Here is a 19,471-nt window from a genome sequence, read left to right as displayed (position 1 = left end):
CAGGAGGCGAGATATGGCGCGCGTGATTGCAGTGACCAATCAGAAAGGCGGTGTGGGTAAAACCACCACCTGCGTCAACCTTGCAGCCTCACTGGCCGCCACCAAACGCCGGGTATTGCTTGTCGATATGGATCCCCAGGGCAATGCCACCATGGGCAGCGGTGTGGATAAGAACGAGCTTGAATTATCCGGCTACGATCTGCTGACCAAGCGCGCCTCTGCCGCCGAGGTAATCTTCCGTGCTGAAGCCTCCGGTTTTGACATTTTGCCTTCCAACGGCGATCTGACTGCGGCAGAAGTGGAGCTGATGAACGAAATTGGCCGGGAGCATCGCCTGCGTCTGGCGCTGAATACGGTTCGTGATAATTACGATTACATCCTGATCGATTGTCCGCCGTCGCTGAGCCTGTTGACGGTCAACGCCCTGTCTGCCGCCGATTCCGTGCTGATTCCCATGCAATGTGAGTATTACGCACTGGAAGGCCTGGCAGCGCTGATGAATACCGTCGAGCAGATCCAGGAAACGGTGAACCCGAACCTGCAGGTTGAGGGCATACTGCGTACCATGTACGACCCCCGCAACAGCCTGACCCTGGACGTGTCGAGCCAGCTCAATGAATATTTCGGCGAAAAGGTCTATCGTGCGGTGATTCCCCGTAATGTCCGGCTGGCCGAGGCACCGAGTTACGGCATGCCGGCCCTGAAATACGACCGTGTTTCCAAGGGAGCTGTGGCTTATCTGGCGCTGGCCGGGGAGATGGTTCGTCGCCACGGTTCAAAAAAGACATCCGCGCCGGTTGCGGTGTAACATACCGCCCTGTCACTCAATAATGCATAACGATTTTCAACGGGAAGAATGACTGACACCATGGCGGCGAAAAAACGAGGACTGGGCGAGCGCGGGCTAGGCGCATTGCTGGCGGGATCCAAGGTCAACCTGGACCAGGAACTCAAAGACCACGACGGCGAACTGCGCGAAGTCCCCATCGATCTCATCCAGCGTGGTCGTTTTCAGCCGCGGCGTGATATGGATCCGGCGGCACTGCAGGAGCTGGCTGACTCGATTCGTCAGCAGGGCGTGATGCAGCCGGTGGTGATTCGCCCCATCGCGGAAGGTCGTTACGAGCTGATTGCCGGTGAGCGTCGTTGGCGTGCCACCCAGTTGGCCGAACTTGACAGCATTCCGGCCATCATTCGCGATGTTCCTGACGAAGCCGCCATTGCGATGGCGCTTATCGAGAACATCCAGCGTGAAAACCTCAACCCCATCGAGGAAGCTTTCGCGCTCCAGCGCCTCCAGGACGAATTCGGTCTGACCCAGGCCCAGGTTGCTGAGGCCGTGGGTAAATCCCGCACCACGATCACCAATCTGCTGCGTCTGATAGGGCTGACAGAAGACGTGCGCCTGATGCTCGAACATGGCGATCTGGAGATGGGCCATGGTCGCGCCATGTTGACCCTCCCGCCTGAACAGCAGATGCAGGTGGCGAAACAGGTCGTTGCCAAATCCCTGTCAGTACGCCAGACCGAAGCACTGGTTCGCCGTGTTCAGCAGGAGACCCCTGAGAGCAAGTCCGGCAAGAAAACGGCTCCGGATCCGAACATCACAGCCTTGCAGGATGATCTCGCGGAGCGCCTCGGTGCCCGGGTCTCCATCGCCCATGGGCAGCGCGGCAAGGGCAAGCTCGTCATCGAGTACAGTTCCCTCGACGAACTGGATGGCATCCTGGGCCATATCAAGTAAATTGGCCCGGTTTCCTGCTTCCTTGGTCCCCCCTACGAAAGTTTGTATTCTCACATTCACACAACATGTAGTGTTGGCAATGTAGCTGTTCGTCTATTTGTGTCGCATACCGCGCAATACCGGTCGTTGTGCACGCTGGAACGGATTTTGTGAAACCGGGTTTTGTTGATTCGTACACATTGAACACATATAATCTGCGGCGCTTATATCGGTGTATTTGGCTATTTTTTAAACCGAATCGGGTAGTGACACCGTACCCTCAGGACAAAAATGACGAAGGCAGCTTCGAGCGGGATAGGCCGCCCGCCCATCACACGGTGGTTGGCAATAGAAAGTGTGGTACTTGTCTTCGTGAGCCTGGCGTTTTTTTTCTTACGCGGTCAGGTGTCCGGATATTCAGCGCTGGTGGGTGGTCTTATTTTTTTGCTGCCCCACGGTTATTTTGCGCTCAAGGCATTCCGCTATTCCGGCGCGCGGTCTGCCAGGAAGATTATAAGTTCTTTTTACCAGGGTGAGGCCGGCAAGCTCATCCTGTGTGCCATCCTCTTTACGATGGCCTTCAAATGGATTCAGCCGCTTGATGTAGCGGCACTTTTTTTAACATTTGCGATCATGCTGGTCACCAACTGGTTGACACCGCTTCTGGCGGGCAGCAATACGCAGCAAAGCTAACTGGACCTGGGAAACCGTTATGGCAGGAAGTGCATCCGAATATATCCAGCATCACCTCCAGAACCTGACGTATGGCAAGTTGCCTGCGGGATACGAACGTACCGACGGCACGGTGCTGCAAGAAGCGCAATGGACCATGGCCCATAATGCGGCCGAAGCATCCGATATGGGTTTCATGGCAGTGCATGTGGACTCCCTTGGTTGGTCGGTCGCCCTGGGTGTGATTTTCCTGTTTCTGTTTCGTCTGGCCGCGAAGAGGGTGACTTCTGGTCAGCCCGGTGGGCTGCAGAATTTTGTCGAAGTGATGGTGGAGTTTGTAGACCAGAGTGTTAAAGAAACCTTCCACGGCAAAAACAAGGTCATCGCGCCATTGGCACTGACGATCTTTTGCTGGATCTTCCTGATGAACCTGATGGATCTGGTGCCGGTGGACTTTCTGCCGCAGTTGTTCCATCTGATGGGTCTGGAGTACATGAAAGTGGTTCCGACCACTGATGTTAACGTCACTCTGGGTATGTCCCTGTCAGTGTTCTTCCTGATCCTCTTCTACAGCATCAAGGTGAAAGGCATTGGCGGTTTCATGGGCGAGTTGACCCTGCATCCGTTCTCATCAGACAACCTGATTCTCAAGATTTTGCTGGTGCCGGTGAACTTTCTGCTTGAAGGCGTGAGCCTGATTGCCAAGCCGATCTCACTGGCGCTGCGTCTCTTCGGTAATTTGTATGCCGGCGAGCTGATATTCATCCTTATTGCATTGCTGCCGTTCTGGACGCAGTGGGCACTGTCTGTACCCTGGGCGATCTTCCACATTCTGGTTATCACCCTGCAGGCATTCATCTTTATGATGTTGACGATCGTGTATCTGAGCATGGCTCACGAAGACAGTCACTGATCGGACACCATTAAGTCGTAGTTTTGAAAACCTGACCATTAAACTGAAAACCTAAACTGAAAACTGGGAGTTATCATGGAAACTGTAGTTGGAATGACCGCTATTGCCGTTGCACTGCTGATTGGCCTGGGCGCACTGGGTACTGCAATTGGCTTTGGTATTCTCGGTGGCAAGTTCCTGGAAGGCGCAGCGCGTCAGCCGGAAATGACCCCGATGCTGCAGGTTAAAATGTTCATCGTTGCAGGCCTGCTGGATGCTGTAACCATGATCGGTGTTGGTATTGCACTGTTCTTCACCTTCGCCAACCCGTTCGTCGGCCAGATCGCCGGTTAATCGAGTCGCCAGCCGGGGGTGTTCCCCGGTCAGATGATTCTTAACAACACAGGCGAGAGGTGAAGACGTGAACATTAATTTGACGATGATTGGTCAAGCCATCGCGTTCTTTATCTTTGTCGTCTTCTGCATGAAATATGTGTGGCCGCCTATTATGGCCGCACTGCAGGAGCGTCAAAAGAAGATCGCTGACGGACTGGCTGCCTCAGACCGCGCATCGCGCGATCTGGAACTGGCTCAGGAAAAGTCAGCTCAGGAACTGCGTGAAGCCAAACAGCAAGCTGCTGGCCTGATTGAACAGGCCAACAAGCGCGCCGCCCAGATTGTGGAAGCATCGAAAGATGACGCCCGCAAGGAAGGCGAGAAGCTGATTGAGCAGGCCAAGGCCGAAATTGAACAGGAGCGTAATCAGGCTCGTGATGCCTTGCGTGCAGAAGTTGCCGCAATTGCCATCGCTGGCGCTGAGAAGATCCTGGAGACCTCTGTCGATGCCTCCAAGCACAACGAGATGTTGGAAAAACTGGCGGCAGAACTTTAAACGACGAGGTTCATCATGGCAGAACTGAGAACGCTGGCCCGTCCTTACGCAAAAGCAGCATTCAAGGCCGCTCAGGACCACGAGCAACTGGCTGAATGGTCCCAGGTGCTGACAATTGCCGGACAGGTCACCGCGAACGAAGACATTCGACAGCTTCTCGCGAATCCGGGTCTGGAAGAGCAAAAGAAAGCCGAGCTGATTATCGAGGTCGTCGAAAACGGCGTCACCGATGAGGTTCGCAATTTCTTCGCTGTACTGGCTGAAAACCGCCGGTTGACTCTTCTTCCTGAGATTTCAGCGCTTTTCAACACGTACCGGGCTGATCTGGAGCGCACTGTTGATATCGAAGTGACCGCAGCCTTCGAGCTGACGGACGAACAGCAACAGAAGCTCGCCCAGGCACTCTCGACGAAACTCGAGCGGAAAGTGTCACTCGCAGCGTCACTGGACAAGTCTCTGATTGGCGGTGCAGTTATCCGCACCGGTGATCTGGTCATTGACGCATCTGTACGCGGAAAGCTGACTAAGCTGGCCGACACTCTGGGCTCCTGATTTCAGCACAAGGTTTGAGGATATTGGCATGCAGCAACTGAATCCATCCGAGATCAGTGACATCATCAAGAAGAGAATCGAAAAGCTCGATATCTCTTCCGAAGCAAAAAATGAAGGTACGATCCTGTCCGTTTCTGACGGTATCGTACTGATCCACGGTCTTGCCGACGTTATGTACGGCGAGATGATCGAATTCGCCAACGGCATCTTCGGCATGGCTCTGAACCTGGAGCGTGATTCCGTCGGTGCGGTTGTTCTGGGCGACTACGAAGGCCTGGCAGAAGGCCAGAAGGTACGTTGTACCGGTCGTATCCTGGAAGTTCCGGTTGGTCCGGAACTGCTTGGACGCGTCGTGGACTCTCTGGGTAACCCGATCGACGGCAAGGGCGAGCTGGGTACCGACCTGACTTCCCCCATCGAGAAGGTGGCGCCGGGCGTTATCGCACGTCAATCGGTTGATGAGCCGGTTCAGACCGGTCTGAAAGCGATCGACACCATGGTGCCGATCGGTCGCGGCCAGCGTGAGCTGATCATCGGTGACCGTCAGATTGGTAAGACCGCTGTCGCTATCGACGCGATCATTAACCAGAAAGACTCTGGCATCAAATGTATCTACGTAGCCGTAGGTCAGAAACAGTCTTCCATTGCCGCCGTTGTGCGCAAGCTGGAAGAGCACGGTGCCATGGACCACACCATCGTGGTGGCCGCGGGCGCTGCTGACCCGGCTGCTACGCAGTTCCTGGCGCCGTACTCCGGCACCTCTATGGGTGAGTACTTCCGTGACCGCGGTGAAGACGCCCTGATCATTTTCGATGATCTGTCCAAGCAGGCTGTGGCTTATCGTCAGATTTCCCTGCTGCTGCGTCGTCCGCCGGGCCGTGAAGCCTACCCGGGTGACGTTTTCTACCTGCACTCTCGTCTGCTGGAGCGCGCATCCCGCGTAAACGCTGACTACGTCGAGAAACTCACCAACGGTGAAGTGAAAGGCAAGACCGGTTCCCTGACCGCGCTGCCGATCATCGAAACCCAGGCGGGTGACGTGTCTGCGTTCGTACCGACCAACGTGATCTCCATCACCGACGGCCAGATCTTCCTGGAAACCAACCTGTTTAACTCCGGTATCCGTCCGGCGATGAACGCCGGTGTCTCCGTATCCCGGGTAGGTGGTTCGGCCCAGACCAAGATCATGAAGAAGCTGGGCGGTAACATTCGTCTGGCTCTGGCTCAGTATCGTGAACTGGCTGCATTCGCCCAGTTTGCTTCCGATCTTGACGAAGCAACCCGCAAGCAGCTTGAGCACGGTCAGCGTGTTACGGAACTCATGAAGCAGAACCAGTACAGCCCGATGTCTGTGGCTGAAATGGGTACGGTTCTGTTTGCAGCCAACGAAGGCTTCCTGGACGACGTTGATGTCGAGAAGGTAGTGAAGTTCGAAGCGCAGATGCTTGACTGGATGCGCTCCGAGCAGAAAGAACTACTCGACAAGATCAACGAGAAAGGTGATTTCAACGACGAAATCGCTGCCGGCCTCAAAGCTGCACTTGAGAAATTCAAGACCACTCAGAGCTGGTAAGAAAAGGGGCCTGCGATGTTTATCGCGGGCCGGTTTTCGTAGCAATGAGTGTCTAACTTGAGAAGGCAGTGAGTTATGGCCGTCGGCAAAGAAATACGTAACCAGATTTCGAGCATCAAGAGCACGCAGAAAATCACCAGCGCTATGGAAATGGTGGCTGCGAGTAAGATGCGTAAGGCTCAGGAGCGCATGCAGGCTACCCGCCCGTATGCCGAAAAGATGCGTCAGGTGATCGGGCACATTGCCAAGGCGAACGCTCAGTACAAGCATCCGTTTATGGTTGACCGCGAAGTTAAGCGTGTTGGCTATATTGTGGTGTCCACTGATCGTGGCCTGTGCGGTGGTCTGAACAGCAACCTGTTCAAAGCGCTTGTCCGTGAAATGAAAGCGTGGAACGAAAAAGGGGTGGAATCCGATCTGTGCGCCATCGGACAGAAAGGTGCCTCCTTTTTCCGGAGCTATGGCGGCAACGTCGTCGCGGCGCTGACCCATCTGGGTGACAGCCCGAGCTCTGAAAAACTCATCGGCAACGTCAAGGTCATGCTGGATTCGTTCTCCGAAGGCAAGATTGATCGCCTGTACGTGGTGAGCAATGAATTCGTGAACACCATGACCCAAAGCCCGAAGGTGGAGCAGCTTCTGCCCCTGCCGGAAAGCGAAGACGAAGAGATCAAGAACCAGTGGGATTATCTCTACGAGCCCGATGCCAGGCAGATCCTCGATGGCCTTCTGCCACGTTTTATTGAATCCCAGGTATACCAGGGTGTGGTAGAAAATCTGGCATGTGAACAGGCAGCCCGGATGATCGCCATGAAGAGCGCAACTGATAACGCCGGTGACATTATGGACGAGCTTCAGTTGGCCTATAACAAGGCGCGTCAGGCAGCCATCACCCAAGAGATTTCGGAGATTGTGAGCGGCGCGGCTTCGGTCTGATCCGCCCACAATCCAACTGGTTTTATTGACTACTAAAGATAACGAGGAACCGAGCATGAGTAGCGGACAAATCGTTCAGATCATTGGCGCGGTTATCGACGTGGAATTTCCACGTGACTCCGTACCCAACGTATATGACGCACTGCTGCTTGAAGGTGGCGAAACAACTCTGGAAGTCCAGCAGCAGCTGGGTGACGGCATTGTTCGTACCATCGCAATGGGCAGCACCGAAGGCCTGAAGCGTGGCCTGAAAGCAGAAAACACTGGCAAGGCAATCTCCGTACCTGTTGGTACCCAGACCCTGGGCCGTATCATGGACGTTCTGGGTCGTCCCATCGACGAGCAGGGCGACATTGGTGAAGACGAGCGCTGGGCAATCCATCGCAAGGCACCGGGTTATGCCGATCAGGCAGCATCCGCGGACCTGCTGGAAACCGGTATCAAGGTTATCGACCTGATCTGCCCGTTCGCCAAGGGTGGTAAGGTTGGCCTGTTCGGTGGTGCCGGCGTAGGCAAGACCGTTAACATGATGGAGCTGATCAACAACATCGCGAAAGAGCACTCCGGTCTCTCTGTATTCGCGGGTGTTGGTGAGCGGACTCGTGAAGGTAACGACTTCTACTACGAAATGAAGGACTCCAACGTCCTTGATAAGGTAGCGATGGTCTACGGCCAGATGAACGAGCCTCCTGGAAACCGTCTGCGTGTGGCCCTGACCGGTCTCACCATGGCTGAGAAGTTCCGTGACGAAGGTCGTGACGTACTGTTGTTCGTTGACAACATCTACCGTTACACCCTCGCGGGTACCGAGGTATCAGCACTGTTGGGCCGTATGCCGTCCGCGGTAGGTTACCAGCCGACACTGGCCGAAGAGATGGGCCAGCTCCAGGAGCGGATCACCTCCACCAAGAATGGCTCCATCACGTCCATCCAGGCGGTCTACGTTCCGGCGGATGACTTGACTGACCCGTCACCAGCGACAACGTTCTCGCACCTTGATGCGACCGTGGTACTCAGCCGGGACATCGCCTCGAAGGGTATCTACCCGGCGATCGACCCACTGGATTCCACCTCACGTCAGCTGGATCCGCTGGTTATTGGTACGGAACATTACGAAGTGGCCCGTGGCGTGCAGACCAATCTGCAGCGCTATAAGGAGCTGAAAGACATCATCGCCATCCTGGGCATGGATGAGCTGTCAGAAGATGACAAGCTGGTTGTATCCCGTGCTCGTAAGATCGAGCGTTTTCTGTCCCAGCCGTTCCACGTTGCTGAAGTATTCACCGGTTCTCCCGGTAAATACGTGTCCCTGAAGGAGACCATCAGCAGCTTTAAGGGCATTCTCAACGGTGACTATGACGATATGCCTGAGCAGGCTTTCTACATGGTTGGTACTATTGAGGAAGCGGTCGAGAAAGCGAAGGAAATGAAGAGCAAGGCCGAGAAGTAATCTGAGCCGTTGCACTTGTTTCCGGATCGATCAAAGAGGCAACTGACATGGGTATAACCGTGCATTGTGATGTGGTAAGTGCCGAAACAAAGATCTATTCCGGATTGGTTGAAATGCTGATCGCTGCGGGCTCTGAAGGTGACCTGGGTATTGCCCCGGGTCACGCCCCGCTGCTGACCGAGCTGAAGCCGGGTCCCATTCGGATTATCAAGCAGGGCGGTGAAGAAGAAATTCTTTACGTGTCCGGCGGATATCTGGAGGTCCAGGCCAATCTGGTGACTTTGCTGGCAGATACTGCGGTTCGTGCAAAGGATGTGGACGAAGCTGCAGCGCTTGAGGCTCAGAAAGAAGCCGAGAAAGCACTTGCCAACCAGACCGGTGAATTCGAGTACTCCCGAGCCGCTGCCGAGCTGGCCGAAGCTGTTGCTCAGCTTCGAACCATTCAGCAGCTGCGGAACAAAATGCGGTAAGCATTTCTGTTTCGGGTATGCCGAACACCAAAGCCGCGTCCTGAGCGGCTGGAAATCCGACGTCATGCGTTGGGAATCCGGCCCCCGGGGTTGCGGCTTTTTTTTTCATGAATGCAAAACAATAGACAATCCGGGAGTCTGACGTTTCCATGAGCCCGCTACACGTAGTGATTCTGGCCGCTGGCCAGGGATCCAGGATGAAATCTGCCCTGCCCAAGGTCCTGCACGCGGTGGCAGGCCGGCCCATGCTTCATCATGTGATTGGCACAGCGAAGCAGCTCGGAGCGGAGAAGATTCACACCGTGATCGGTCATGGCGCGGACCAGGTCCGTGCCGTCACCTCCGAAGCGTCTGTGAACTGGGTGGTCCAGAACGAACAGCTCGGTACCGGTCATGCTGTCGCCCAGGCCCTCCCGGATCTACCCGACGACGCGCGGGTGCTGGTGCTTTACGGCGATGTACCGCTCACCCGGCGGGAAACCCTGGAGGCGATGGTCGGTGAACTCAACGAGCAGACCCTCGGGCTGCTCACGGTCACACTCGATGACCCCAACGGCTATGGCAGGATCGTGCGTGATGGTGCAGGGCAGGTCACCTCGATTGTCGAGCAGAAAGACGCGAGTGCAGACCAGCGGGCGATCCAGGAGGTCAATACCGGTATTCTCGCGGTGTCCGCGAAACACCTGAAAGCGTGGCTCCCGGCTCTGTCCAATGCCAATGCCCAGGGTGAATATTATCTGACTGACATTATTGCCATGGCTGTGGAAAACGGCCTGTCGGTCTCGGTGTCACAGCCCGGTGACCCGTTTGAGGTCCAGGGCGTGAACAACCGGCTGCAGCTGTCCGAGCTCGAGCGCTGGTACCAGCGTCGTGAAGCGGAACGTCTGATGACCGAAGGGGCGACTCTGGCGGACCCGGCCCGTGTCGATGTGCGGGGCGACCTGAGCATTGGTAACGACATCCTGATTGATGTGAACGTGGTGTTCGAGGGCAAGGTCGAGATCGGCAGCAATGTCTCGATCGGCCCCGGTTGTGTGATCAAGAATGCCCGTATCGCCGAGGGCGCCAAGATCAATGCCCACAGTGTCATCGAGGGTGCCAGCGTTGGCGCCAACGCTCAGATCGGACCGTTTGCCCGTCTGCGTCCCGGTACCGAACTGGCCGCCGATACCAAAGTTGGCAACTTTGTGGAAACCAAGAAGGCGGTTGTGGGCGAGGGCAGCAAGATTAACCACCTGAGCTATGTGGGTGACGCCCAGCTGGGTCGTAATGTGAATGTTGGTGCAGGCACCATCACCTGCAACTATGATGGTGTAAACAAGTTCAGGACGGTGATTGGCGACGGTGTCTTCGTCGGATCCAATACGTCTCTGGTTGCTCCCGTTACCGTCGCCCCGGATGCAACCATCGGAGCCGGATCGACCATCACCCGGGACGTTGCCGATAGCGAACTGGCAGTGGCGCGTGGCCGCCAGCGCAACATTGCCGGCTGGGAACGGCCGAAGAAAGACTGATTGAAACGTTTAACCGATAGGTGAAAGCAGTATGTGTGGGATTGTAGGTGCGGTTTCGGAAAGGGACGTTCAGGGCATTCTCCTCGAGGGCCTGCGCCGTCTGGAATACCGGGGATATGACTCGGCCGGTATGGCGATTATTGACGGTGAAGCGTCTGCTCAGCGGGCCCGTGAGGTAGGCAAGGTTGCCGCGCTGGCCGAAGCGATTGAAGCCAACCCGCTCTCCGGTCACCTGGGTATTGCCCACACCCGTTGGGCCACCCACGGTGAGCCCTCGCAGCTGAACGCCCACCCCCACATGTCCGGTGATCGACTGGCGATTGTACACAATGGGATCATCGAGAATTATCAGGAACTGCGCGAGGAACTGAAGGCAGACGGCTTTGAATTTACCTCCCAGACCGATACCGAAGTGGTTGCCCACCTGATCGAAAAATATTTCCGGGATCTTGGCAAGCTCTACGATTCGGTCAAGGCGGCCATCACCCGGCTGCGCGGTGCTTACGCGCTGGCGGTGGTGCACTCCGACGAGCCGGATCATATGGTGGTGTGCCGTGAGGGTAGCCCGCTGGTAATCGGTGTTGGTATCGGCGAGAATTTTATCGCCTCCGACCAGCTCGCCCTGTTGCCGGTTACCGACCGGTTCATGTTCCTGGAGGAAGGTGATATTGCCGATATCCGTCGGAATGCCATCGATATCCACGATCGGGAAGGGACGCCAGTCGAGCGCACGATCGCCCGTTTCGAGCACGCTTCCGACTCTGCGGAAAAAGGCGAGTACCGCCATTTCATGCTCAAGGAAATCTACGAGCAGCCAAAAGTCATCAAGGCCACTATGGAAGGCCGAGTCACCAACAGCCGCGTTCTGGAGCAGGCGCTGGGTACCGAAGCAGCCAATTTGCTCGAGAACGTTAACCACGTCCAGATCATTGCCTGTGGTACCAGTTACCACGCCGGTATGGTGGCCCGGTACTGGATTGAGGAATTGGCCGGTGTTGCCTGTTCTGTCGAGGTCGCCTCCGAGTTCCGTTACCGCAAGCATGTGATCCAGAAGGACACCCTGTTTCTGTGCATTTCACAGTCCGGTGAGACCGCCGATACCCTGGCCGCGCTTAGACAGGCCAAGCAGGCAGGTTTCCGTGCGGCACTGGCCATCTGCAACGTTCCGGGCAGTTCCCTGGTGCGGGAATCGGATCTGGTTATTATGACCCAGGCCGGCCCTGAAATTGGTGTCGCATCCACCAAGGCGTTCACCACCCAGCTGACGGCGCTGCTGATTTTTTCCCTGGCGCTTGCCCGCCACAACGGATTGCCCGAAGAGCAGGAAGCGGACATTGTCAGTGCCATTCATGACCTGCCCGGACAAGTGGATCAGGTGCTCGCGCTTGATGGTGAAATTGCCGAGATGTCCAAGGCTTTCATAGACAAGAACCACAGTCTTTTCCTTGGCCGTGGCTCCCAGTTCCCCGTTGCCCTTGAGGGTGCCCTGAAGCTGAAGGAAATCTCCTACATCCATGCCGAGGCCTATCCGGCCGGCGAGCTCAAGCATGGCCCGCTGGCGTTGGTGGATAGTGAAATGCCGGTGGTGACGGTGGCCCCGAACAACGACCTGGTGGAAAAGCTCAAGTCCAACCTGGAAGAAGTCCGCGCCCGTGGCGGTGAGCTCTTTGTCTTTGCCGACAAGGCAGCGGATGTGAAACCGGAGGAAAACATCCACGTGATGGAGCTTCCGTCCGTGCACGCAATAACGGCTCCGATCGTCTACACCGTGCCGCTGCAGCTGCTCTCATATCACGTGGCTGTCCTGAAAGGCACAGACGTGGATCAGCCCCGAAACCTGGCGAAAAGTGTCACCGTAGAATGAATAAAACCCGGTCGCCGCAGCCGGTGCCGGTTTTGCGGAACTGAGTTATTTGCTATTCTGGGGCCCGGATTCGCATTAACTGCAGATCTGACGTGTTAGCGGGAGAGACTGTGTCACACAAGAGTGTGACCGGCGCCGAAGGAGCAACTGCCCCGGAAACTCTCAGGCAAACGGACCGCTAACACGAATACTTTCCGAAGAGCTGTCGACGACCGCGTCAGTCGGCACACCGAAGGAGCAAGCGGCCGATTTCATTGAAACGGCGCGTGAATCTCTCAGGTTCAGTGACGGAAGGGGTGCTTTCTACCGTTTTGCGTAGAAAGGGAACCCTGGACGCCCTCCTGGAGATGATATGAAGCGTATTGCAGTTATTGGCGGTGGTATCACCGGTATTACAACCGCTTACACCCTGGCCAAGCGCGGCCTCGATGTCACCGTTTACGAAAAACACCGTTATGCCGCGATGGAAACCTCGTTCGCCAACGGTGGTCAGTTGTCGGCGTCCAATGCCGAGGTCTGGAACAACTGGCAGACTGTTATGAAGGGTATGAAGTGGATGCTCCACAGCGATGCGCCACTGCTGGTTAACCCCAAGCCTTCCTGGCACAAGCTCAGCTGGTTTGCCGAGTTTATCGCCGCGATCCCCCAGTACGAGAACAACACCACCGAAACCGCCCGTCTGGCGATTGCGGCCCGTGACCATCTGTTCCAGTGGGCGCAGGACGAAGGTATCGATTTCGACCTCAAAAAGCAGGGCATCCTGCATATCTATCGTGACAAGGCCGGCTTTGACCATGCTGCGAATGTCTCGAAGCTGCTGGCTGCGGGAGGTCTCGAGCGTCGAGCGGTCACTCCTGAGGAAATGAGTGCGATTGAACCCACACTGGCCGGCACCTATTACGGAGGCTTTTACACTGAAAGCGACTCCACCGGTGATATCCACAAGTTCACCAACGGTCTGGCAGACGCGATCGAGCGCCTTGGCGTCAAGACCTGCTACGGACACACGGTGACGGAACTGAGTGCGGATGAATCCAGCGCCTGGGTAACGGCATATGATGGCGAGCAGCAACACCGTGACACCTTTGATGGTGTGGTGATCTGTGCGGGCGTTGGCAGTCGGGAACTGGCTTCCAAGCTGGGTGACCGCGTCAACATTTACCCGGTTAAAGGCTACTCCATCACGGTTGAGCTGGACGATGAGGCCTCTCAGAAAGCCGCGCCGACCGTCAGTTTGCTGGATGACGCCACCAAGCTCGTGACCAGCCGGCTGGGCGACGACCGCTTCCGCGTCGCGGGTACGGCGGAATTCAACGGTTACAACCGCAATATCCGGGATGATCGGATTAAGCCGATCACACGCTGGGTAGAGCAATGCTTTCCGGAGGTCAGTACCCGGCGTGTTGTGCCCTGGGCGGGACTGCGTCCCATGCTGCCCAACATGATGCCGCGAGTGGGACCGGGTCGTCTGCCAACGGTGTTCTACAATACCGGCCACGGTCATCTGGGCTGGACCCTGTCAGCGATTACCGCTGAGATGCTGGCCGATGCCGTTGAGAAGGCCTCGTCGGGTCTTAGTGTGAGATCCGCCGGTTAACTCCTGATCTAAGCCCGTTCATTCGGGCTCAGATATCTCTGGATCTTTGGAATCCAGAGATATCCCAGTTATATCGTGTTGTAGCTTTTTGAGCAGATGGAGCAGGCTGACTCCGTCATCAAAGCTCATACCCTGAAGTGCCTGGCGATAGAATTCGGTAATCGTGTCCTGAAGCCGGTCCCAGAATTCCCGGCCGAAGTCGGTAAGCACCACGAGTCTGGCCCGGCGGTCCTGGGGATCGGGAATCCGGACTACGTGGCCATCCCGTTCCATGCGCTTGAGAACGCCGTCCAGATTCTGCCGGCTGACATACAGGTATTCCTTGAGCTGATTGAATGAGGTGCCTTCCTCGAACCCCCTGCGTGAAAGTGCACCCAGCACTGCCCATTGCACCGCACTGATGCCCATTTCATTCTGAACCTGGCGTTGCAGGATGTTTCCAGTCTGGAACAGACGGAAAAACAGGCGGTTGGGTATGCCTCCGGATTCGTTTACGAACATCTGATCTCCTATAGTGCCGTCTTGGCTTTTTAGCGAGGCCAAGCTGTCACCGGCATTCCCAATCATGGTGGATGTGGGGCGCATCACCTGGGCAGGTACTCGCGCGCAATGATGTTCTTCATGATCTGCGCGGTACCGTCACCGATCTGGAGGCCAAGAACATCCCGTAACCGCTGGGCGAAGGGCAGGTCCTCGCCCCAGCCAGTATGGCCATGGGCCAGCAGGCACTGCTTGACCACATCGAAGGCCAGTTTGGGTCCCCACCATTTATTCATGGCAGCTTCGGCATTGTGGGGCAAATTGTTGTCCTTAAGCCAGAGCGCATGGTAGCACTGCATGCGGGCGGCATGAACGAAAGTCTGGTATTCCGCCAATGGATGGGTCAGGCCCTGAAAGGCAGAGAGGTTCTGCCCGAAGGCGGTACGCTCGGTCAGCCATTGCCAGGTTTCGTCCAGTGACTGCTGGGCGACCGCCAGACACTGCAGGCCAATCAGCGCCCGGCTGTAGTCGAAACCCTGCATCACCTGTTTGAAGCCTTTGCCCTCGTCCCCCATCATCTGGCGAGCGGGCACTTCAACATTATCGAAGAAGATGGAGCCGCGGCCGATGGCGCGCTGGCCATTGTCTTCAAAGCGGGTGGTGGTGACGCCCGGGCTGTCCATTGGAACCAGAAATGCGCTGATGCCGGAGGCCCGCTGCTCAACAGTACCGGTCCGGGCGAATACCACCGCTACGTCGGCCTGGTCGGCCATGGAGATGGAAGTCTTTTCCCCATTGAGCCGGTAAAACTCTCCCTTTTTCTCGGCCTTCAGGCGCAGGTTGGCGGCGTCAGAACCACCGTGGGGCTCTGTCAGCGCAATGCAGGCCACCTTTTGGCCAGTGGTCATGCCGTGCAGCCACTTAGTTGCCAGGTCCGGGGCAGCATGGCTGGCAATGATCTGGCCGTTTAGGGACGTGAGCAGCGGAATGTAGCCGACGTTGAAATCGCCTTTTGAGATCTCCTCGATGATCAGGCCACTGGTGATGCAGTCCATGCCGCTACCACCAAACTCCTCGGGCAACTCGCCCCCGAGCAGACCCATCTCGCCTAGCTGGCGAATGACATCCCGTTCGATGGTGCCGGCCTGATCCCTTTTGCGATAGCCCGGTGCCAGTACCTCGGCGCTGAAGCGGGCCACAACCTCGCGGATCGCGTTCTGTTCTTCGTTGAATGCGAAATTCATGGTGTTCTCCAGGCTATCGAGCCATCACTTGTAGTACTTCCGGAACTCCGGCTTGCGCTTTTCCTTGAAGGCGCTTACACCCTCTTTCGATTCATCTGTGTCGTAGTACAGGCTCAGGGCTTGCATCCCGAGGGCGCCGATACCTGCAATATTGTCGCTGTCGGCATTGAACGAGCGCTTGGCGATGGTGAGCGCTGTCGGGCTCTTCTCGAGGATCTCGTCGCACCATTTGTGTACTTCCTCATCCAGCTTTTCGGGCGGCACCACGGCATTGACCAAGCCCCACTCCAGAGCTTGCTGGGCAGAGTATTTACGGCACAGGTACCAGATCTCCCGGGCCCGCTTTTCACCCACGACCCGCGCCAGGTAGGCGGTTCCGAAACCGGGGTCCACCGAGCCGACCTTGGGTCCAACCTGGCCAAAGATTGCGGTTTCTGAGGCAATGCTCAGATCGCAGATCACGTGCAGCACATGGCCGCCTCCGATGGCAAAACCGTTGACCCGGGCGACGACCGGCTTGGGTACTTCCCGGATCAGCCGCTGCAGTTCCTCCACCGGCAGGCCGATCAGGCCGCGGCCGTCGTACTGGCCTTCGTGGGCGCCCTGGTCACCACCGGTGCAAAAGGCCTTTTCGCCGGCACCGGTAAACACAATCACCCCGATATCTTTATTCCAGCCAGCCCGGTGAAAGGCATCAATCAGCTCCATGCAGGTCTGGCCGCGGAAAGCGTTGTAACGATCCGGTCGGTTAATGGTGATGGTGGCTACGCCGTCGTTTTCGTCGTACAGGATGTCTTCATAGTTCATCGTGGATTCTCCGTGTTAGTGAAAGGGGGTGTCAGCCGGCCATGGTCAGGCCGCCGGATACACTGATGACCTGGCCGGTGATGAAGTTGGCGTCGTCACTGGCAAGCAGAGCAATCACCCCTGGGTAGTCTTCCGGCTGGGCCAGGCGCTTCATGGGCACGGCGTTGCGGAAGGCTTCCAGCAACTTTTCCGGATTCGGGGCAGTTTCCGCTACGCCCTTGAGCAGGGCGGTGTCGGTGGGGCCGGGACAGACCACGTTCAGGCACACGTTCTTGGTAGCCAGTTCCCGTGCGACAGTTTTGCTAAAGCCCACCAGACCGGCCTTGCAGGCTGCGTAGACGGATTCGCCGGAGGAGCCGACACGGGCAGCGTCGGAGGCCACGTTGATGACTTTGCCTCCGCCGGCAGCGATCATTTTTGGCAGCACCACGTGGTGCATGTTCAGGGCACCCGTCAGGTTGACTGCGATCAGCTGGTCCCAGAGTTTGGGTTCGGTTTTCAGGAACGGCATGAATCGGTCGAAACCCGCGTTGTTGACTAGGACCGTAGGTACGCCCAGGTCCTTCTCAATGGTCGTCACGGTCTCGATAATGGCGGCGTAATCGGTGATGTCGGCAGCATAGGCTTTGGCTTTTCCGCCCGCTTCGGTGATCAGATCCACCGTGGCCAGGGCCGTTTTCTCGTCACGGTCCAGAACTGCAACCAGGCTGCCTTCTTCAGCAAAGCGCAGGCACACTGCGCGGCCGATCCCACCTCCGCCGCCGGTGACGATGACGGTTTTTCCGTTTAGGCCTTTCATGATGGATTGCTCCTGTATGTGAAAATAAACGAGTTAGCCATGCTTGGCTGGTTCAAGGCGAACGTCTTTGGCCTGCTCGCGCAGTTTGAACTTCTGGATCTTGCCGGAGGCCGTGCGGGGCATGGTTTCAATAACTTCGAGGTACTCCGGCAGGTAGTTCCTGGAAAGCTGCTGTTCCGTCAGGTATCCCTTGATCTTGTCCAGGGTCAGGTCGGCGGTGCTCTCGTCCAGGGTGACGAAGGCGCACAGTCGTTCACCCAGTCGCTCGTCCGGACAGCCCACCAGTGCCACATCAACAATGCCGGGGAGCTTGTAAAGCAGGTTCTCCACGTCAACCACGGGTATGTTTTCGCCACCCCGGATAACCACATCTTTGGTGCGGCCGGTAATGCGGATATAGCCGTCCTGATCCATTCGGGCCAAATCACCTGTGCTGAACCAGCCGTCATCGTCGGTGCCATAGAGGTCAGGGCGCTTCAGGTAGCCAACGAATTGGCTTGCACCGCGTACCATCAAATTACCCTCCTGTCCTGACGGCAGCGATTTGCCCTTAAAGTTGGTGACCTTGATTTCCATGTAGGGCAACACCTTGCCATCAGACTGACTGGCTCGCTCCGCGGGATCCTCCGGGCAGGTCATGGTGACAGCGCCGTTTTCGGTCATGCCCCAGGCAGAGGCGATCTTCGCGTTGAGGACCTTACCGGCCTGTTCTACCACGGCACTGGGTATCGGAGCGCCGGCTGAGACAAAGATACGCAGGGAGTCCAGCTCGCCCTGATGGTGCGGCGCCGCCTTAACCAGGTCCGCCAGGAAGGGTGTGGCGGCCATGGTGAATGCAGGCTTCTCAGCGGCAATTACCTTGCATACGTACTCGGCGTCCCATATGTCCTGAAGAATGGCGGTAGTACCCAGGTAAACGGGCATCATGATTCCGTAGAGGAAACCGGTCTGGTGGGCGAGGGGTGAAGCCATCAGCACCTTGTCCCCTGGTGTCAGGTGCAACCGGTCGGCGTAGGGGCGCACGTTGGAAAACAGGGTGTTGGAGGTGTGCATGACCCCCTTGGGCTCACCGGTGGTGCCGGAGGTGTAGAGTATCTGGATGATGTCATCGCCAGTCGGTTTACGTTCGCTGAACAGGGCCGCTGTGTCTTGCCGTTCTTCCAGGGCGGATGCCAGAAGGCGTTGTTCGAAACTGCGGTTCCCGTCGCCCCCAATGACCAGCAGCGTTTCCAGGCTTGGCAGTTCCGGGAGAATTCCGTCGATCATGGCCTGATAATCAAAACCGCGAAATATCTTGGGGATCACCAGCAGTTTGGCCTCCCCATGCTTGAGCATGAAGCGCAGTTCGCGTTCCCGGAAGATGGGCATGAGGGGATTCAGAATGGCACCAATGCGCATGCAGGCAAGGTGCAGGGCGGTAGTTTGCCACCAGTTCGGCAGCTGGCACGCCACCACGTCGCCTTTTTCGATACCCATACCGGCGAGGCCCGCTGCCATCCGGGTGACGGTGTCGTTCAGTTCCCGATACGTTAGGGCCGTGCGCGTGTCGCCGGTGACCTGGTAGCCGATGATGGCTTCCCGGTCCGGCTGGCGGGCTACGGCTTCGTCGAGGTAGTCGGTGATAAGTTTGTCGTTCCACGCGCCGCTGTCCACCATGGCGGCACGACGTTCCGGGTTGAGTGTGATGCCTGTTTCCATCTGACTCTCCTGTGGTGTCTGTTTTGTTATTTTGGTTCGACCTGACAGCAGGCACAGGTCCACTTGTTGGTTTTTCCAACATAGTTCCGAACCCAAAAGTATGTCAACATATTGCTACAGTTTTTAAAGTGAGAGCGTTAATGGAAAGAAGTGCCCGAAAAGAGAAAGTGGGATCGGAACATCTTGCAGGCAGCTGTCTGATATAGACTTTTTGTGCAGATATTGAACTCATTTATCCCGATTTGAGGTAGAATACGGTTGCTCCCTTCGTAACGCCTGAATTCGATTGCGAACAGTTTTGGGGGGCA

Annotated in this window: 19 protein-coding genes and 1 riboswitch; of the genes, 14 read left to right on the top strand and 5 right to left on the bottom strand. The window is 56.7% G+C overall.

What is annotated here, in order from left to right; translation table 11 throughout:
* Nucleotides 1–13 precede the first annotated feature (13 nt).
* The 14 genes from KFJ24_RS15385 (at nucleotide 14) to KFJ24_RS15320 (ending at nucleotide 14,135) form a co-directional block, all read left to right on the top strand.
* Nucleotides 14–808, top strand: coding sequence for a ParA family protein (locus tag KFJ24_RS15385; protein ID WP_250831973.1), 795 nt, complete (start codon nucleotides 14–16; stop codon nucleotides 806–808).
* Nucleotides 809–868: 60 nt separating this feature from the next.
* A complete protein-coding gene (locus KFJ24_RS15380) occupies nucleotides 869–1,744 on the top strand; it encodes a ParB/RepB/Spo0J family partition protein (RefSeq protein ID WP_250832669.1) in 876 nt (291 codons plus the stop codon).
* A 270-nt stretch (nucleotides 1,745–2,014) separates the two neighbouring features.
* Nucleotides 2,015–2,416 carry a F0F1 ATP synthase subunit I gene (locus KFJ24_RS15375; RefSeq protein ID WP_250831972.1) on the top strand — a complete coding sequence of 134 codons (402 nt, stop codon included), beginning with the start codon at nucleotides 2,015–2,017 and terminating at the stop codon, nucleotides 2,414–2,416.
* A gap of 19 nt (nucleotides 2,417–2,435) precedes the next feature.
* Nucleotides 2,436–3,308, top strand: a complete 873-nt coding sequence (atpB, locus tag KFJ24_RS15370; protein ID WP_250831970.1) for a F0F1 ATP synthase subunit A — start codon at nucleotides 2,436–2,438, stop codon at nucleotides 3,306–3,308.
* Nucleotides 3,309–3,383: 75 nt separating this feature from the next.
* On the top strand, nucleotides 3,384–3,641 hold the full coding sequence (atpE, locus tag KFJ24_RS15365) for a F0F1 ATP synthase subunit C (protein WP_012138088.1): 258 nt from the start codon (nucleotides 3,384–3,386) through the stop codon (nucleotides 3,639–3,641).
* A gap of 67 nt (nucleotides 3,642–3,708) precedes the next feature.
* Nucleotides 3,709–4,179 (top strand): F0F1 ATP synthase subunit B, encoded by a 471-nt coding sequence (locus KFJ24_RS15360; RefSeq protein ID WP_250831969.1) that lies wholly within the window; start codon nucleotides 3,709–3,711, stop codon nucleotides 4,177–4,179.
* Nucleotides 4,180–4,194: 15 nt separating this feature from the next.
* Nucleotides 4,195–4,731, top strand: a complete 537-nt coding sequence (locus KFJ24_RS15355; protein WP_250831968.1) for a F0F1 ATP synthase subunit delta — start codon at nucleotides 4,195–4,197, stop codon at nucleotides 4,729–4,731.
* 28 nt (nucleotides 4,732–4,759) lie between these two features.
* Nucleotides 4,760–6,304 carry a F0F1 ATP synthase subunit alpha gene (atpA, locus tag KFJ24_RS15350; RefSeq protein ID WP_250831966.1) on the top strand — a complete coding sequence of 515 codons (1,545 nt, stop codon included), beginning with the start codon at nucleotides 4,760–4,762 and terminating at the stop codon, nucleotides 6,302–6,304.
* A gap of 75 nt (nucleotides 6,305–6,379) precedes the next feature.
* Nucleotides 6,380–7,240 (top strand): F0F1 ATP synthase subunit gamma, encoded by an 861-nt coding sequence (gene atpG / locus KFJ24_RS15345; protein ID WP_250831964.1) that lies wholly within the window; start codon nucleotides 6,380–6,382, stop codon nucleotides 7,238–7,240.
* A gap of 55 nt (nucleotides 7,241–7,295) precedes the next feature.
* Nucleotides 7,296–8,690 carry a F0F1 ATP synthase subunit beta gene (gene atpD, locus KFJ24_RS15340; protein WP_250831963.1) on the top strand — a complete coding sequence of 465 codons (1,395 nt, stop codon included), beginning with the start codon at nucleotides 7,296–7,298 and terminating at the stop codon, nucleotides 8,688–8,690.
* Between the two features lie 47 nt (nucleotides 8,691–8,737).
* Complete coding sequence (locus KFJ24_RS15335) at nucleotides 8,738–9,160, top strand: F0F1 ATP synthase subunit epsilon (protein WP_250831962.1); 423 nt, start codon at nucleotides 8,738–8,740, stop codon at nucleotides 9,158–9,160.
* A gap of 149 nt (nucleotides 9,161–9,309) precedes the next feature.
* Entirely contained in the window at nucleotides 9,310–10,674 is a 1,365-nt protein-coding gene (gene glmU, locus KFJ24_RS15330) for a bifunctional UDP-N-acetylglucosamine diphosphorylase/glucosamine-1-phosphate N-acetyltransferase GlmU (RefSeq protein WP_250831960.1), read from the top strand.
* Between the two features lie 31 nt (nucleotides 10,675–10,705).
* Nucleotides 10,706–12,538, top strand: coding sequence for a glutamine--fructose-6-phosphate transaminase (isomerizing) (glmS, locus tag KFJ24_RS15325; RefSeq protein ID WP_250831959.1), 1,833 nt, complete (start codon nucleotides 10,706–10,708; stop codon nucleotides 12,536–12,538).
* An 89-nt stretch (nucleotides 12,539–12,627) separates the two neighbouring features.
* Nucleotides 12,628–12,726, top strand: a riboswitch (glycine riboswitch).
* A gap of 164 nt (nucleotides 12,727–12,890) precedes the next feature.
* Nucleotides 12,891–14,135: a D-amino acid dehydrogenase gene (locus KFJ24_RS15320; RefSeq protein ID WP_250831958.1), complete on the top strand. Its 1,245-nt coding sequence runs from the start codon at nucleotides 12,891–12,893 to the stop codon at nucleotides 14,133–14,135.
* Nucleotides 14,136–14,153: 18 nt separating this feature from the next.
* Here the strand turns inward: KFJ24_RS15320 and KFJ24_RS15315 are convergent, their stop codons facing one another.
* The 5 genes from KFJ24_RS15315 to KFJ24_RS15295 all read right to left on the bottom strand — a co-directional run bounded on the left by KFJ24_RS15315 (nucleotide 14,154) and on the right by KFJ24_RS15295 (nucleotide 19,163).
* Entirely contained in the window at nucleotides 14,154–14,636 is a 483-nt protein-coding gene (locus tag KFJ24_RS15315) for a MarR family winged helix-turn-helix transcriptional regulator (protein WP_250831956.1), read from the bottom strand.
* Nucleotides 14,637–14,719: 83 nt separating this feature from the next.
* Nucleotides 14,720–15,859: a cyclohexanecarboxyl-CoA dehydrogenase gene (aliB, locus tag KFJ24_RS15310; protein WP_250831954.1), complete on the bottom strand. Its 1,140-nt coding sequence runs from the start codon at nucleotides 15,857–15,859 to the stop codon at nucleotides 14,720–14,722.
* A gap of 24 nt (nucleotides 15,860–15,883) precedes the next feature.
* Nucleotides 15,884–16,666: an enoyl-CoA hydratase-related protein gene (locus tag KFJ24_RS15305; protein WP_250831953.1), complete on the bottom strand. Its 783-nt coding sequence runs from the start codon at nucleotides 16,664–16,666 to the stop codon at nucleotides 15,884–15,886.
* A 31-nt stretch (nucleotides 16,667–16,697) separates the two neighbouring features.
* A complete protein-coding gene (locus KFJ24_RS15300) occupies nucleotides 16,698–17,465 on the bottom strand; it encodes an SDR family NAD(P)-dependent oxidoreductase (protein WP_250831952.1) in 768 nt (255 codons plus the stop codon).
* A gap of 33 nt (nucleotides 17,466–17,498) precedes the next feature.
* Nucleotides 17,499–19,163, bottom strand: coding sequence for an AMP-binding protein (locus KFJ24_RS15295; RefSeq protein ID WP_250831950.1), 1,665 nt, complete (start codon nucleotides 19,161–19,163; stop codon nucleotides 17,499–17,501).
* Between the last annotated feature and the right edge of the window lie 308 nt (nucleotides 19,164–19,471).

Origin of the sequence: Marinobacter sediminum (assembly GCF_023657445.1) — a bacterium.
GTDB classification, from domain to species: Bacteria; Pseudomonadota; Gammaproteobacteria; order Pseudomonadales; family Oleiphilaceae; genus Marinobacter; species Marinobacter sediminum_A.
The sequence above is the reverse complement of the archived record's forward strand: the minus strand, read 5'-3'. Positions and strand labels throughout refer to the sequence as shown.